The organism is Mesorhizobium sp. ES1-4 (assembly GCF_020164745.1).
Taxonomy (GTDB): Bacteria; Pseudomonadota; Alphaproteobacteria; order Rhizobiales; family Rhizobiaceae; genus Mesorhizobium.
This window is the reverse complement of sequence record NZ_JAIUGV010000011.1, coordinates 52,196-67,012: the sequence shown is the minus strand read 5'-3', so window position 1 is coordinate 67,012 and position 14,817 is coordinate 52,196. Positions and strand designations below refer to the sequence as shown.

Annotated in this window: 14 protein-coding genes and 1 pseudogene; 3 read left to right on the top strand and 12 right to left on the bottom strand. The window is 61.6% G+C overall.

Annotated features, from left to right (window positions below; genetic code table 11):
- Positions 1-2 precede the first annotated feature (2 nt).
- Positions 3-548 (bottom strand): SIS domain-containing protein, encoded by a 546-nt coding sequence (locus tag LB556_RS21330; RefSeq protein ID WP_224569708.1) that lies wholly within the window; start codon positions 546-548, stop codon positions 3-5.
- 211 nt (positions 549-759) lie between these two features.
- Between LB556_RS21330 and LB556_RS21325 the strand changes: the two genes are divergently transcribed.
- The gene (locus tag LB556_RS21325) at positions 760-1,782 is read left to right on the top strand and encodes an aldo/keto reductase (RefSeq protein ID WP_224569707.1); all 1,023 of its coding nucleotides are present in this window, start codon (positions 760-762) and stop codon (positions 1,780-1,782) included.
- A gap of 86 nt (positions 1,783-1,868) precedes the next feature.
- On the opposite strand, the gene LB556_RS21320 is transcribed toward LB556_RS21325, so the two are convergent.
- From LB556_RS21320 to clpP, 4 genes are all read right to left on the bottom strand, one after another.
- Entirely contained in the window at positions 1,869-2,141 is a 273-nt protein-coding gene (locus tag LB556_RS21320; RefSeq protein ID WP_224569706.1) for an HU family DNA-binding protein, read from the bottom strand.
- Between the two features lie 196 nt (positions 2,142-2,337).
- Positions 2,338-4,749, bottom strand: coding sequence for an endopeptidase La (gene lon, locus LB556_RS21315; RefSeq protein ID WP_224569866.1), 2,412 nt, complete (start codon positions 4,747-4,749; stop codon positions 2,338-2,340).
- Positions 4,750-5,021: 272 nt separating this feature from the next.
- A complete protein-coding gene (gene clpX / locus LB556_RS21310; protein WP_013532190.1) occupies positions 5,022-6,296 on the bottom strand; it encodes an ATP-dependent Clp protease ATP-binding subunit ClpX in 1,275 nt (424 codons plus the stop codon).
- A gap of 295 nt (positions 6,297-6,591) precedes the next feature.
- Entirely contained in the window at positions 6,592-7,221 is a 630-nt protein-coding gene (gene clpP, locus LB556_RS21305) for an ATP-dependent Clp endopeptidase proteolytic subunit ClpP (protein ID WP_140809241.1), read from the bottom strand.
- A 331-nt stretch (positions 7,222-7,552) separates the two neighbouring features.
- On the opposite strand from clpP, the gene LB556_RS21300 reads away from it, so the two are divergent.
- Both LB556_RS21300 and LB556_RS21295 read left to right on the top strand, forming a co-directional pair.
- On the top strand, positions 7,553-8,143 hold the full coding sequence (locus LB556_RS21300) for a hypothetical protein (protein WP_224569705.1): 591 nt from the start codon (positions 7,553-7,555) through the stop codon (positions 8,141-8,143).
- Between the two features lie 267 nt (positions 8,144-8,410).
- A pseudogene (locus LB556_RS21295) lies at positions 8,411-9,659 on the top strand (cytochrome P450).
- Between the two features lie 50 nt (positions 9,660-9,709).
- Here the strand turns inward: LB556_RS21295 and LB556_RS21290 are convergent.
- From LB556_RS21290 to LB556_RS21260, 7 genes are all read right to left on the bottom strand, one after another.
- Positions 9,710-10,054 carry a cupin domain-containing protein gene (locus tag LB556_RS21290; RefSeq protein ID WP_224569704.1) on the bottom strand — a complete coding sequence of 115 codons (345 nt, stop codon included), beginning with the start codon at positions 10,052-10,054 and terminating at the stop codon, positions 9,710-9,712.
- Positions 10,055-10,060: 6 nt separating this feature from the next.
- Positions 10,061-11,341, bottom strand: coding sequence for an O-acetylhomoserine aminocarboxypropyltransferase (locus LB556_RS21285; protein ID WP_224569703.1), 1,281 nt, complete (start codon positions 11,339-11,341; stop codon positions 10,061-10,063).
- A gap of 154 nt (positions 11,342-11,495) precedes the next feature.
- Positions 11,496-12,017 (bottom strand): CoA-binding protein, encoded by a 522-nt coding sequence (locus LB556_RS21280; RefSeq protein WP_224569702.1) that lies wholly within the window; start codon positions 12,015-12,017, stop codon positions 11,496-11,498.
- Entirely contained in the window at positions 12,014-12,775 is a 762-nt protein-coding gene (locus LB556_RS31865) for a GNAT family N-acetyltransferase (RefSeq protein WP_224569701.1), read from the bottom strand. The genes LB556_RS21280 and LB556_RS31865 overlap by 4 nt, the downstream gene beginning before the upstream one ends.
- Entirely contained in the window at positions 12,772-13,548 is a 777-nt protein-coding gene (locus LB556_RS21270; RefSeq protein ID WP_224569700.1) for an AAA family ATPase, read from the bottom strand. The genes LB556_RS31865 and LB556_RS21270 overlap by 4 nt, the downstream gene beginning before the upstream one ends.
- Positions 13,548-13,970 carry a VOC family protein gene (locus LB556_RS21265; RefSeq protein ID WP_224569699.1) on the bottom strand — a complete coding sequence of 141 codons (423 nt, stop codon included), beginning with the start codon at positions 13,968-13,970 and terminating at the stop codon, positions 13,548-13,550. Before LB556_RS21265 ends, LB556_RS21270 begins: the two co-directional genes overlap by 1 nt.
- Positions 13,971-13,976: 6 nt before the next feature.
- Positions 13,977-14,798 (bottom strand): enoyl-CoA hydratase, encoded by an 822-nt coding sequence (locus LB556_RS21260; protein WP_224569698.1) that lies wholly within the window; start codon positions 14,796-14,798, stop codon positions 13,977-13,979.
- Positions 14,799-14,817 lie beyond the last annotated feature (19 nt).

Sequence of the window (14,817 nt, the reverse complement as noted above, 5' to 3'; positions counted from 1 at the left end):
ATCTATTCCATGTTGGTGTGACGCGCGCGCATGGCTTCCGGCGACGCCGCGGTCAATTCCCTGAGTTTCAGCACCATGATCTCGAACAACAGGAACAATGCTCCCTCGAACACCGAGCCCATCGGCAGCACCGACGTCTTTTGCGGCCCCTGATCGTTGGCCATGGTCTGCGCCGGGATCAGCAGCGTCAAATCGGCTAACCCTGCGGCGCTGCCCCCTGCCTGGGCGGTCACGAGCAGAACCGTCGCGCCTGCCTCACGCGCTATGCCCATCAGGGTAAGCACGGTCGAGGTTTCACCAGGCCCGGAACTGACAAGGAAGACATCGCCCTGCCCCACAGGCGGCGTGGTCATGTCGCCGACGACCGAAACCGGCAGGCCAAGATGATAGAGCCGCATGGCAAAGCCCTTCACCTGCAAAGCTTCGCGGCCGCAGCCATAGGCGACGATCTGTCTGGCGCCCGCCAGCATCCCGCAGGCGGCGTCGATCCGGTCGCCATCGACGCGCGCCAACACCGCGCCAAGCTCGTCGAGCGCGGTACTGAACATCCGCGAGCCGGAGTTACTCACGGCAGCACCGCCAGAGTGCCGGCACTCGAAGACGACTGGCAATTCGCGATCACGCATTTCCCCGGAACGGCTTGATTTCATTCATGCTAGCAACCGCGAAAATGCGTGTCCAACGCTCAGTGGTGCTTTTGCCGAGCCGCGGGCATGATAGTGTCATGTCAGACAAATCAGCAAGGCAAACGGGCAGGACATGAAGACACGGCATTTCGACCGCATCGGCAATGGCGGCATCACCTTCACGGAACTGGGCTTCGGCACGGCGCCGCTCGGCAATCTTTACCGCGCCGTCTCCGACGAGGACGCCAATGCGACGCTGGAGGCTGCCTGGGCGACCGGTTGCCGCTACTACGACACCGCGCCCCTCTACGGGCTCGGCCTGTCGGAAACGCGTCTCAACCCGTTCCTGCGCTCCAGGAAGCGCGACGACTATGTGCTGTCGAGCAAGGTCGGCCGCATTATGCGCGCCTGCCCCCCCGAGGAGCGTACTGGCATCGGCAAATTCTTCGACACGCCGTCGCGCAAGGAGGTCTACGACTACAGCTATGACGGCATCATGCGCTCGTTCGAGGCATCGCTGGAGCGGCTCGGCGTCGACCGTATCGACATCCTGTTCGTGCACGATGTCGACATCTTCACCCACGGCAGCAAGGAGGCGTCCGACCAGCGCATCGAGGAGTTCATGCGCTCTGGCTATTATGGCCTGCTCGCCTTGCGTGACCAGGGCGTCATCAAGGCGTTCGGCGGCGGCATCAACGAGTGGCAGGTGGCGCAGACGCTGGCCGAGCGCGGCGATTTCGACCTGTTCCTGCTTGCCGGGCGCTATACGCTGTTGGAACAAGAGGCTCTGACCTCCTTCCTGCCGCTTTGCGAGAACCGCGGCATCGGCATCGTCCTCGGCGGCCCCTACAATTCCGGCATCCTGGCGACCGGTCCGAAGCCCGGCGCCTACTATAACTATTCCGAAGCGCCCCAGGATGTGCTCGACTCCGTGACCCGCATCGAGGCCATCTGCAAACGCCATGGCATCAGGCTGATCGAGGCCGCGCTGCAATTCCCGCTGCTGCATCCGTCAGTCGTTTCGGTCATCCCCGGCGGTCAGCGGCCCAGCGAAGTCGAGAGCAACCGGTCGCTGCTGGACGCAAAGCTCCCCGCAGCGCTCTGGACCGATCTCAAGAAGGAAGGCTTGATGCGTGCCGACGCGCCGACAGCCTGAGGAGCTTCCGATCCACCCGGATACACGTACAAAAATGAAAAGCCGGGCTGGCCCGGCTTTTCTGGGTTCTTGAAAATAAAACGCGCTTAGTTCACGGCGTCCTTGAGGCCCTTGCCGGCCGAGAATTTCGGCACGGTACGCGCCGGAATCTGCACTTCCGCGCCAGTCTGCGGATTGCGGCCGGTCGATGCCGCACGCTTCGACACGGTGAAATTTCCGAAGCCGACAAGCCGTACGTCGCCGCCCTTCTTCAGTTCGCCGGTGATCGCGGAAAATACCGCATCCACTGCCGACTGCGCGTCACCCTTCGAAATGCTCGCGGCGTCGGCGACAGCGGACACCAGTTCGTTCTTGTTCATAAAAATTCCCTTCCATGAGAACACCGGAACTTACGACTCATCCGGCAGGAAACGGACTTTAGAAAGAAGCGTTCCCGCAACCAAGTCGAAAACGCAGGAAAACGGCGGAAAAAGCCCGGAATTCCGGGATTTTTCACATGAAAAAGCCGGGCGCGAGGCCCGGCTTTCCATTTGTGCGCTGCAACTTTAGATAAAACTAATGCGCGAGCGACTTTCCTGCATCGTCGGCACTGTCGGTCGCGGCAGGCGGATTGACCGGCTCGACCCATTCGATCGGCTCCGGCATCCGCACCAGCGCATGGCGCAACACCTCCCCGACGCGTGAGACCGGAATGATTTCCATGCCGTTCTTCACATTGTCCGGGATCTCCGCCAAATCCTTGGCGTTGTCTTCCGGGATCAGCACCTTCTTGATGCCACCGCGCAATGCGGCGAGCAGCTTCTCCTTGAGGCCGCCGATCGGCAAGATACGGCCGCGCAGCGTTATCTCGCCGGTCATCGCCACATCGGCCCGCACCGGAATGCCCGTCAGGACCGACACAATGGCCGTGGCCATCGCGGCACCCGCGGACGGGCCGTCCTTCGGGGTAGCGCCTTCCGGCAAGTGGACGTGGATGTCGCGCTTGTCGAACAGCGGCGGCTCGATGCCGAAATCGATGGCGCGCGAGCGGACATAAGAGGCAGCCGCCGAAATCGATTCCTTCATCACGTCGCGCAGATTGCCGGTTACCGTCATGCGGCCCTTGCCGGGCATCATGACACCTTCGATCGTCAGCAACTCGCCGCCGACTTCCGTCCAGGCAAGCCCGGTGACGACGCCGACCTGATCGTCCGCCTCGACCTGACCGAAGCGATAACGCTGGACACCAAGGTAATCGGCGATGTTCGCCGCCGTGATGCTCACCGTCTTCTTCTTCGTCTTCAGGATCTCGGTCACCGCCTTGCGCCCGAGCTTCATCAGCTCGCGCTCCAGGCTCCTGACGCCCGCTTCACGGGTGTAGGTCTGGATGATGGCGCGGATCGCATCCTCGCCGACGGAGAACTCCTTCGGCTGCAGCGCGTGGTCACGGATCACCTTGGGCATCAGGTGCCGCTTGGCGATCTCGATCTTCTCGTCCTCGGTGTAGCCGGCGATACGGATGATCTCCATGCGGTCCATCAAGGGCGCAGGGATGTTCAGCGTATTCGCCGTCGTCACGAACATCACGCTCGACAGGTCGTATTCGACCTCGAGGTAATGGTCCATGAACGTCGAGTTCTGTTCGGGGTCGAGCACCTCGAGCAAGGCCGACGACGGGTCGCCACGGAAGTCCTGGCCCATCTTGTCGATCTCGTCGAGCAGGAAGAGCGGGTTGGACTTCTTTGCCTTCTTCATCGACTGGATGACCTTGCCGGGCATCGAGCCGATATAGGTACGCCGGTGGCCACGGATCTCGGCTTCGTCACGCACGCCGCCAAGCGCCATGCGGATGAATTCGCGGCCCGTCGCCTTGGCGATCGACTTGCCGAGCGAGGTCTTGCCGACGCCGGGAGGGCCGACAAGGCACAGGATCGGCCCCTTCAGCTTCTTCTGGCGGCTTTGCACGGCGAGGTACTCGACGATGCGGTCCTTGACCTTGTCGAGGCCGAAATGGTCAGTGTCGAGCACGTTCTGCGCGTAGGCGAGGTCCTGCTTGACCTTGGAGTTCTTGCCCCACGGGATCGACAGCAGCCAGTCGAGATAGTTGCGCACGACAGTCGATTCAGCCGACATCGGCGACATCGTCCTGAGCTTCTTCAATTCGGCATCCGCCTTTTCGCGAGCCTCCTTGGAGAGCTTGGTCTTCTTGATGCGCGCCTCGATCTCGGCGGCCTCGTCGCGGCCGTCCTCGCCTTCGCCGAGTTCCTTCTGGATCGCCTTCATCTGCTCGTTGAGGTAGTATTCGCGCTGCGTCTTCTCCATCTGGCGCTTGACGCGCGAGCGGATACGCTTCTCCACCTGCAGGACGGAGATTTCGGCTTCCATGAAGCCCATCGCCTTTTCCAGCCGCTCCTTGACCGAGAGCGTGGCCAGCATTTCCTGCTTTTCAGGGATTTTGATGGCAAGATGCGAGGCAACCGTGTCGGCGAGCTTGGAATAGTCGTCGATCTGGCTGGCGGCTCCCACCACTTCGGGCGAGATCTTCTTGTTCAGCTTGACGTAGTTCTCGAAGTCGGTGACGACCGAACGAGCCAGCGCCTCGACCTCGACCTCTTCCTCTTCCGGTTCGACCAGTGCCGTGGCCTTGGCCTCATGGAAGTCGGGACGGTCGGTGAAGGAGACGATTTTCGCACGCGAGGCGCCCTCGACCAGAACCTTGACGGTGCCGTCGGGCAGCTTCAGCAACTGCAGCACATTGGCGAGCGTGCCGATGTCGAAGATCGCATCGGGCTCGGGATCGTCGTCAGCCGCATTCATCTGGGTGGCAAGCAGGATCTGCTTTTCCTGACCCATCACCTCTTCCAGCGCCTTGATCGACTTTTCGCGCCCGACGAAGAGCGGAACGATCATGTGCGGGAACACCACAATGTCGCGCAGTGGGAGGACCGCGAAGACGCCGTCGCTGGGAGCCTTGGATATTTTGGCCATTGTCCAACCTTTCATGTCGCGGTCGCCATCAGGCCAACCGCGAATCTCATATTAACGACCGGGGATCGTTCCGCCTACCACCGTTTGTGACGGGAGTTTTACAGCACAGAAATCGGGCACCTCGGCCTTCTCGTGTTAGGTGGATGCAAGAGGGGCAAAGATCAAGAGTTAACATCGTCAGCGATCCACTCCTGTGCAAAGGTCTCAAGCCCTTACAGCAAAACGGCGCCGCAAGGGCGCCGTTCCACAAAAACAGGGGATCAGGTGCGATATCACGCGCTGACGTTGCCCTTCTTTTCCTTCTGTTCGGAATAAATGTAGAGCGGCCGGGCACTGCCGGTCACCACTTCCTCCGAAATCACCACTTCGCGCACGCCTTCGAGGGCGGGCAGTTCGAACATGGTGTCGAGCAGGATCGCTTCCATGATCGAACGCAGGCCGCGCGCGCCGGTCTTGCGCTCGATGGCGCGCTTGGCGATCGCCGAAAGCGCGTTCTCGTGGAAAGTCAGGTCGACATTTTCCATCTCGAACAGCCGCTGATACTGCTTGACCAGCGCATTCTTCGGCTCGGTCAGGATCTGGATCAGCGCCGGCTCGTCGAGGTCTTCCAGCGTCGCCAGGACCGGCAGACGGCCGACAAACTCCGGAATGAGGCCGAATTTCAACAGATCCTCGGGTTCGACAAGCCGGAACACGTCACCCGTGCGGCGATCCTCTGGCGAAGCGACGACGGCACCAAAACCGATCGAGGTTTTCCGGCCGCGATCCGAGATGATCTTGTCCAGCCCGGCGAAAGCGCCGCCGCAGATGAACAGGATGTTGGCGGTGTCGACCTGCAGGAATTCCTGCTGCGGATGCTTCCTGCCGCCCTGGGGCGGCACCGAGGCCACCGTGCCTTCCATGATCTTGAGCAGCGCCTGCTGCACGCCCTCGCCCGACACGTCCCGCGTGATCGAGGGATTGTCGGACTTGCGCGAAATCTTGTCGATTTCGTCGATGTAGACGATGCCGCGCTGCGCGCGCTCGACATTGTAGTCGGCCGATTGCAACAGCTTCAGGATGATGTTCTCGACGTCCTCGCCGACATAACCGGCCTCGGTCAGCGTCGTGGCGTCCGCCATGGTGAAGGGCACGTCGATAATGCGGGCCAGCGTCTGCGCCAACAGCGTCTTGCCGCAGCCGGTCGGGCCGATCAGCAGGATGTTGGACTTGGCCAACTCGACATCGTTGTTCTTGCCGGCATGCGCGAGGCGCTTGTAGTGGTTGTGCACCGCCACCGACAGCACGCGCTTGGCGTAGGGCTGGCCGATGACATAGTCGTCAAGAACCTTGAGGATCTCCTGCGGGGTCGGCACGCCCTCGCGCGACTTCACCATCGAGGTCTTGTTCTCCTCGCGGATGATGTCCATGCAGAGCTCGACACACTCGTCGCAGATGAACACCGTCGGGCCGGCGATCAGCTTGCGCACCTCGTGCTGGCTCTTGCCGCAAAACGAGCAATAAAGCGTGTTCTTGGAATCACCGCTGTTGTTGCCGACCTTGCTCATTTTCATGTCCTTTCATGGCCGCCCGCCGATGGTCTGGCTGAAAGGGCGCATACTCTATTTATCGCGGGAATGCGCCGCCGCCAGTGTCCCGGCTCCCGCAACGCATTCCGTACGAAACACAAATCAGAAAACGTCGCAATGATTCGCAGCTTCCCCACACAAAGCTAAGCCGTCGAAAATCAACATAGCCTTAACGTAGGCAATCCCAACGTCCGAGGGAACAGCCAATTGTGGCCGAAATGCCGCAAGACGCGCCAAAAGCGCATCATGGCGCCATCCAACTGCCAACCAGTCTTTATGCCAGCGCTCCTTCGGCCGCCTCGCGCGACGAAATCACTTTGTCGATGAGGCCGAAATCCTTGGCCTCGTCGGCTGTCATGAAATGGTCGCGGTCGAGCGTCTTCTCGATCTCCTCATAGCTCTTGCCGGTATGCTTGACATAGACCTCGTTGAGGCGGCGCTTCAGTTTGATGATGTCCTGGGCATGACGCTCGATGTCGGACGCCTGGCCCTGGAAACCGCCGGACGGCTGGTGAACCATGATGCGGGCGTTCGGCGTGGCAAAACGCATGTCCTTGTGGCCGGCGGTCAGGAGCAGCGAGCCCATCGAGGCCGCCTGGCCGATGCACAGCGTCGACACGGCCGGCTTGATGAACTGCATGGTGTCGTAGATGGCCATGCCCGAGGTGACGACGCCACCCGGCGAATTTATATAAAGGTTGATTTCCTTCTTCGGGTTCTCGGCTTCGAGGAACAGGAGCTGCGCGCAGACCAGCGTCGCCATGCCATCCTCGACCGGACCGGTGATGAAAATGATGCGCTCCTTGAGGAGGCGCGAGAAAATGTCGTAGGCCCGCTCGCCGCGATTGGTCTGTTCGACCACCATCGGAACGAGGTTCATGTAGGTTTCGACGGGATTCTTCATCAGTTATCTCTTGTCTCGCGGTGGGATTCCGGCGCCGGACAGGCTGGCAGCTCGGGCAGAATCGGTTCTGGATCGTCAAGATGTAAATAGGATGCCGGCTCATCCTTGTGCAAGGCCGACCCGTCCTAGCCATCTGGGTAAGTCGAATCAAGCTTCCGGGCAAGGATTAGAAGCAGCTGACGCAATGCCGGGCCAGAATACGGAGCCGGTCCGTGCCAGGTAGCAGTTTCTTAACCTCGTCACTCAACGCAATGCGTCGGACCGCTTTTCTCCGCAACGACATCCCTAAAATTCTACGTTGAACCGTCATTGTGCCGTTCAGGGGAGTGCCATGTCAGGGAAAACCGCATGCTTCGCCATTGCCGGGCTGACCGTGCTCGGCTCGATTTCGCAAACTTCGGCCGGCGGCCGCGCCGTCGAATGCTACGAGCCCGTCCGCACACCGGCCGTTTATGACACGGTCTACGAAGACGTCATGGTCAGTCCCCCCGGCCGGCAGGTCGACTATGACCCGCCGATCTACGGCACGCGCGAGCGCCTGGTGACGACCGTTCCGGCACAGGTTCGATACGAAGTGGTCCCGGCAATCACCCGGACCATCTATCACACGGTCAGGGTCGACGGCGGCGGTTATTCCTGGGAATGGCGCGTCATCCATGGCCGCCGGGTGCTGTGCAAGGTCTGGCACAAGGCGCGCTACGAACGCGTCGCCGAGATGGTGGTGATCCAGCCCGAGCGCACGCGCCGCGTCTTCATTCCGGCGCAACATGACAGGATCGCCGAGGAGGTGCTGGTGCGGCCCGAGCAAAGGCTATTCATCGACATTCCTGCCTCATACCAGACCGTCGAGCGGCGCGTGCTGATGCGCGAAGGCTCATCCGGCTGGCGGCGTGTGCATATTCCGAGGCATTGCCAGGATTAGGATCGCGTTACGCTAGCTCTGCCCGAAGCCAGTCCTTGAGGCCGCCAACATCGCTATCGCCGATGGCTTTGGCCACACGACGCCCGACCGCAGCGACCACGCCGTGGAAAGACCGGCGATACCCGCGCCGCTACGATCACATTTATCCGTTCAGGCATTCCGCAACCACACCAGCTGGCTCAATTCGTGGGTCCGCCGACATCTAAACCCGTGGGTCGCCAACATACGGTCTGGAATGAGGCTGGCAAGCCGCGCTATGGGTCCGGCATGACCAAACCGACGCTCTCCTACCTCGCCTTTGATCCAGCCACTCGCCGGCTCCAGCTCGACCCGCGCGAACCGGCTTTCTTCCTGAACCCTTACGAGGCCTACGGCTTCCTGCACCAAGCGTCGAATGGGTTTTTCTGGGAAGAGTTCGGCTTCTGGTGCTTTGGCGGCTTCGCCGATGTCAACAGACTGCTGCGTGACCGCCGCTTCGGCCGCCAGAACCCGGCCGGCATTCCCGACAGCCGTGGCATCGGACAGGACCGAAGCCATCTCAAGGCATTCGACGGCGTTGAAGCCAATTCGATGCTGGAGCTTGAGCCGCCGGTCCACACCCGGCTGAGAACACTGGTCAACCGTGCCTTCGTCTCACGCCAGGTGGAACGGTTGCGGCCGCGTGTCGAAGTGCTCGCCAACGAATTGATCGATCGCTTCGAACCTGGCAAGTCCGTCGATCTCTTGCCGGCCTTCGCCTCCCCGTTGCCGATCATCATCATCGCCGAAATGCTTGGCGTGCCTGTCGATATGGGGCCGCAACTGCTCGACTGGTCGCATCGGATGGTCGCCATGTACATCCATGGCCGCACACGCGAGACCGAGGACACCGCCAACCGTGCCGCACGCGAATTTTCCGATTTCCTGCGCGGCTACGTCACCGAGCGGCGCAAGAACCCGGGCGATGACCTGCTATCGCTGCTGATCTCGGCCCAGGAAGACGGCCAGAAATTATCGGAGGACGAACTGGTTTCCTCGGCCATCCTGCTGCTCAACGCCGGGCATGAAGACCGTGCACCAGACCGGCAATGCCATCCACTCCATCCTGGCGCAAGGCGGCGACCCGCGCCGCTTCTTCACCTCGGCGCAAGCGACCGCGGCGACGGTCGAGGAGTGCCTGCGCTTCGACGCGCCGTTGCACATGTTCACGCGCTATGCCTATGAGGAGATCGAACTCTCACCCGGCATCGTCGTACGGCCGGGCCAGACGATAGGGCTTTTGCTTGGCATGGCCAATCATGACCCGCTTGCCTTCGCCGAGCCGCAGGCCTTTCGTCCGGAGCGGACCGACCAGAAAAATGTGTCGTTCGGCGCCGGGATCCATTTCTGCATCGGCGCGCCGCTCGCGCGCCTTGAACTGCAGGTTTCGCTGAAGACCTTGTTCGAGCGGCACCCGCAACTGCGTCTTGCCGAAATCCCGCGCTTCCGCGACACCTACCACTTCCATGGGCTGGAATCGCTCGCCGTCGATTTCTAGCTGGCGAGTTGCCCGGAATCCGATCCGATCCTCGATACGTGATCAAGCTTTCAAAGCTTGATCACGTACTCCTTGCGAGTCGTTTCAAGCACTTCCCAGCTTCCCTTGAAGCCCGGGCGCAGCACGAAACTGTCGCCGTTCTTGACCGTGCGCGCTTCGCCGCCTTCCTCCGCGATTACCGAGACGCCAGAGAGAATGTGGCAGAACTCCCATTCGTCATAGGCGATGCGCCATTTGCCCGGGGTCGATTCCCAGATGCCGGCATAGAGGCCACCGTCGCGCTCCTCGACGTTCCAGGTGCGGAATTTCGGATCGCCCGAGATCAGGCGATCCGGCGCGGGCGCGCCGGATTCTGGCTCGACGCTTTTTGTATCGACGGAAAGAAACGCGGTCATCGGCAATCAAACCTTGGCGAGCGCCTGTTCGAGGTCGGCGACGATGTCGGTGACATCCTCGATGCCGATGGACAGCCGCACCGTGTCCGGCCCGGCGCCCGCCTTGACCTTCTGCTCGTCGGAAAGCTGGCGGTGCGTGGTCGAGGCCGGATGAATGACCAATGACTTGGTGTCGCCGACATTGGCCAGATGCGAGAAGAGTTCGAGTGCCTCGACGAACTTGATGCCAGCCTCGTAGCCGCCCTTGAGGCCGAAGGTGAATACGGCGCCGGAGCCTAGCGGCGAATATTTCTTCTGCAAGGCGTTGTTCTTGTCCCCCGGCAGGCCGGGATAGTTCACCCAGGCGACCTTGGGATGGTTGGACAGCCAGCCGGCGACCGTGATCGCGTTGTCGCAGTGGCGCTGCATGCGCAGCGGCAAGGTTTCGAGTCCGGTCAGGATGAGGAAGGCATTGAAGGGCGAGATCGCAGGTCCAAGATCGCGCAGGCCGAGCACGCGCGCGGCGATGGCGAAAGCGAAATTGCCGAAGGTTTCGTGCAGGACGAGGCCGCCATATTCGGGGCGCGGTTCCGACAACATCGGGTACTTGCCCGACTTCGACCAATCGAAGGTGCCTCCGTCGACAATGACGCCGCCGATCGAATTGCCGTGGCCGCCGATGAACTTGGTCAGCGAATGGACGACGATGTCGGCGCCGTGCTCGATCGGGCGGATCAGATAGGGCGAGGCCAGCGTGTTGTCGACGATCAACGGCAGGCCGTGCTTGCGCGCGATGTCGCCGATCTTCTCGATGTCGACGAAGGTGCCACCCGGATTGGCCAGGCTCTCGATGAAGATCGCCTTGGTCCTGTCGTCGATCTGGCTCTCGAAGGTCGAGAGATCATTGGTGTCGGCCCAGCGCACCTCCCAGCCATAGTTCTTGAAGGCATGGCCGAACTGGTTGATGGAACCACCGTAAAGCTTGTTGGCGGCGACGAAATTGTCGCCGGGCTGCATCAGATTGTGGAAGACGATCACCTGCGCGGCATGGCCGGATGCAACCGCCAACGCGGCCGTGCCACCCTCGAGGGCCGCGACGCGCTCCTCGAGCACCGCCTGGGTCGGGTTCATGATGCGGGTGTAGATGTTGCCGAAAGCCTTCAGCCCGAACAGCGAAGCGGCGTGATCAGCGTCGTCGAAGACGAAGGAGGTCGTCTGGTAAATCGGCGTGGCGCGCGCGCCGGTGGCCGGATCTGGCTTGGCTCCGGCATGGACGGCGAGCGTGTTGAAACCGGGCGAACGGGTCACTGAAACCTCCCTTTGAGCTTTTAAATCGGCCGCGCATTCTTGGCGAAGGCGGCGTGCGAATGCAAAGAAGAAAATACCTTTCGGCGCCGATCCTTCGATCACACCGCAGGATAATGCGGTATTCCGCGGAATAATTTTGCGCTCTGTATCGCGTCTATTTCTGCCGCACCCCAAAACTCTGGAAGCCCTGGCGCATCAGCGGCTTCTTCGACGACAGCACTCCGGAATTGACACCGGTCCAGCCGATCTCGCCGGACAGCTTGCCATATTCGATCTTGGGGCAGCGGTTCATCACCACCTTGATGCCCGCCGCCTCGGCACGCGCGGCGGCCTCGTCATGACGCACGCCAAGCTGCATCCAGATGACTTTCGGCAAGGGATCGAGTTGCAACACCTCGTCGACGATGCCGGGAACCGCAGCGGCATTGCGGAAAATGTCGACCATGTCGATCGCCTCCGGTATGTCGGCAAGCCTGGCATAGGTCATCCGGCCGAGGATTTCCTTGCCGGCCTGGCCTGGATTGATCGGGAACACCGAAAACCCCTTGGCCAGCAGGTATTTCAGCACGAAATAGCTCGGCCTGACATCATTCGCCGACGCGCCGACCATGGCGATGGTCTTCACCGAATTGAGGATGCCGCCGATATAGGCATTGTCGTAGCTGTCGTGATTCACTGGGCAATTGCCTTCCTGCGATAATGATATCGATAGAGTTCCTGGCTGAACCCGAGCGAGGCGTAAAGCGCACGGCCGGGCGTGTTGTCGGCGACCACCTGCAAGCATGCCGCCGAGGCGCCTGCGCGCCGCGCCCAATCCACCAGCCCGCCAACGGTGCGGCGGCCCAGGCCTTGCTGCCTGAAACGGCTGTCGGTTCCAACCGACTCCACGACAAGCAGACCATCGCGAATGACGCCGAAGGCGATCGCAACGATCATGCCTTCCTGCTCACACGACACGAAGGCCCTGTCACCCACGATCAGTGCCGTCATCTCGCGGAAGATGCGGCGCTCGGCATCGTCATAGGATTCCATGCGAAAGCGCGCATCGAACCAGTTTTCGGTTGGCGCCGATGAAACGGCAACCTGCTCGTCGCGCACTTGCGCCAAGTCTTCGATGTTATTGTAGAGATGAATCGTGCCACCTTCCCTGACATAGCCGTGCCGATCGAGCACCCCGTCCATCTCATCCGCGATACTGGGAACCCGGAACAACGGTGTCTGGCAGTGATCCGCGTAAAAGGCCTCCGCGACCGCCAAGACCTCAGCCGGTGCGGTTCGCTCGCCACGCAACGGATTGACCGAATTGGGGCGACGGACCCTGCCGCCCGACCGCCGCAGAAGCCAGCCATCCGAGACCCGTTCGGTGGCGGCGGGCCAGCCTTCTCGGCAAGCCTGTTCGACCCGCCAGTTGAGATCATCGTCGTTGACGCTCACACGTCGTCCTCCTCGAGCGCTTCCTCCATAAAGGAGCGCGGATCGGAGCAGAAGTCGCGCATCATGCGAAAGTGATCGGTGTCGGTGAAATCGGTCGGATCGAGCCCGAAGCGGCTGATGCGGAACAATTGCGCGCCGGGACAGGCCATCAGCAGCGGCGAATGGGTCGCCATGATCACCTGGGCGGTGCCCGATCGATCCATGCGCCGCAACATCTTGAGCAATTCGATCTGGCGCGACGGCGATAGCGCGCTTTCGGGCTCGTCGAGGATATAGATGCCTTGCCTGCGGCAGCGCTCCTCGAAGAAGCGGATGAAGCCTTCGCCATGCGACCAGGACAGGAAATCCGGCGGCGCGCCACCAGAATCCAGCGCCGCCTGGTCGAGATAGCGGGCCACCGAGTAGAAGGATTCGGCGCGAAAGAACCAGCCGGCGGTGACTTTTGGCAGCCAGTGGCCACGGAATGTGTTCGCCAGCGCCGCTCCACTCTTGTCGATGGCGCTGGAGTGGTCGACCGGCCGATAGCCCTTGCCTCCGCCGGCCTCGTCATAGCCGGCCAGTGCGCCGATCGCCTCGAGCAACGTGGATTTGCCGGTGCCGTTCTCGCCGACGATGATGGTGATCGGCGTGGTGAATTCGAGCTGGAATTCGTGGCCGCGAAACAGCGGCAGGTTCCAGGGGTATTTTTCCCATTCGGTCACGCGCTCAGGGTCAAGCAGAATACGCTTGAGATACGGCGCCTTGAGCCGTGTCAGCTGCTTGCGGTAGCCCATCAATCCGGCAGCGAAATCGTGCCGTCGTCCGCGATCGGAAAAGCAGGGTTGTGCGCGACTTCCCAGACATGTCCATCAGCGTCGGCGAAATAGCCATACCAGCCGCCCCAGAAGGCGCGGCCGGCCGGCTTGACGACGCGCCCGCCAGCCCTTTCGGCTTGCGCCAGCACCTCGTCGACTTCGGCATCGGAGCGAGTGTTGTAGGCGAGATAGACGGCCGAGGGCGCCCTGGCGAAGGCGAACCCCGCATCCTCCTCGGCGCTGGCCCGCGGAAACAGGCCGAGAATGGCGCCGCCCATCTGGAAGAAAGCGATACCATCGGTGATCCCGGCGTGACGCCTCAGACCCATTGCCTCGTAGAAACGCACCGCACGATCGAGATCGTCCGTCGCGATGGTGATGATGGAGATGCGCGGTTCCATGGTTTCCTATTCGTCCGTCCATTCCGGCTTGCGCTTGCCGAAGAAAGCACCAATGCCCTCTTCCGCGTCGCGCGCCAGCATGTTCTCGACCATGACGCGACCGGTATATGCATAGGCATCCGCCAAGCCCATCTCGGCCTGCGCGTAAAAGGCTTCCTTGCCGGTCTTCACCACCAAAGATGATTTGGAAGCAATGGTTTGCGCGTATTTGGTGACAATCTGATTCAGGTATTCGCGCGGCACGACGCGGTTGACGAGGCCGAATTCCTTCGCCGTCGCGGCATCGATCGTCTCGCCGGTCAGAAGCATCTCCATTGCCTGCTTGCGTGATACATTGCGCGACAGCGCCACCATCGGCGTCGAGCAGAACAGGCCGATATTGACGCCCGGCGTACAGAAGGTCGCCTCATGCGAGGCGATCGCCAGGTCGCAGCTCGCAACCAGTTGCAGGCCAGCGGCTGTCGCCAGGCCGTCCACCTCGGCGATGACAGGCAAGGGATGGCGCACGATCGTCTGCATCAGCATGGCGCAAGCGGCGAAGGTCTCTTCAAAAAAAGCCTTGCCGCGATCGGCATCGGCGCGGCGCGCGGTCATCTCCTTGAGGTCGTGGCCGGCGCAGAACACCTTGCCGGCCGCCGACAGGACGATGACACGAACGGCCCGGTCAGCCCTGGCGCGGTCGAGTTCCGCCGTTAGCGTCGCCATCACCCCCAGCGACAAGGCGTTGGCTGGCGGATTGGCGAGAGTCAAGCGCAACACGCCCTTGTCCAGGCTCGTCGCGATCGGCCCCTCGACGGCGGCAGGCTTGATGGCAAGGATTTCGGCCATGGCTGGGGTCTCCGCGATT